Genomic DNA, 545 nt, shown 5'->3' with positions numbered 1-545 from the left:
CGACTTCGATGCTGGGCACCAAGCGAGTAGCCAACTCGACCCAATCACGGATCTCCGGAACGATGTCGCTCACTCAACACCGATCATACAGAACACAGATCGCGGCCTCTCAGAATCTGGGCGGACGATAACCCATCTCCTGGACCAGTACCAACTTATTGAGGAACTACTTGCCAGCCAGGAATGATGTGACAGGCACCTAAGCAGCCCGCGTCGGAGATTTTGTGATGGGTATCTCACGCCCGCTCTCACAACTGTCTCACGAGGTGCCCTCACGCGGTATCGGGGCTTCAGGTTACTTTGTCCCCCTGTCCGATTACGCGGCAGTTCAGCACTGACAGCAGGGTACCAGGCACTCGTAAACTTCGAGAGTACCCTTCTCAAATCCCGATTCCCCCAGTCCGTGCTTGATAGTCAGCGTGAGATCCCACCGAACAATTGGGATCTCTTCGAGGACGTTATCGATACCGTTCTCAACCGAAGCACCAGGGTCGCAGACACGCTCGCAGACACGAAGCTGTCACGGGACGACCTCTCACCAGCAC

1 pseudogene is annotated in these 545 nt (G+C 56.0%); it reads left to right on the top strand.

Going from position 1 to position 545, the window contains the following annotated elements:
• A pseudogene (locus tag DVK07_RS24055) lies at nucleotides 1–187 on the top strand (CBS domain-containing protein); the annotation flags it as partial.
• Nucleotides 188–545: the final 358 nt, after the last annotated feature.

Origin of the sequence: Halorubrum sp. Atlit-26R (genome assembly GCF_003666015.1) — an archaeon.
In the GTDB taxonomy this organism is placed as follows: domain Archaea; phylum Halobacteriota; class Halobacteria; order Halobacteriales; family Haloferacaceae; genus Halorubrum.
Note: the sequence above shows the minus strand (reverse complement) of the source record. Positions and strands in the feature narration are given on the sequence as shown.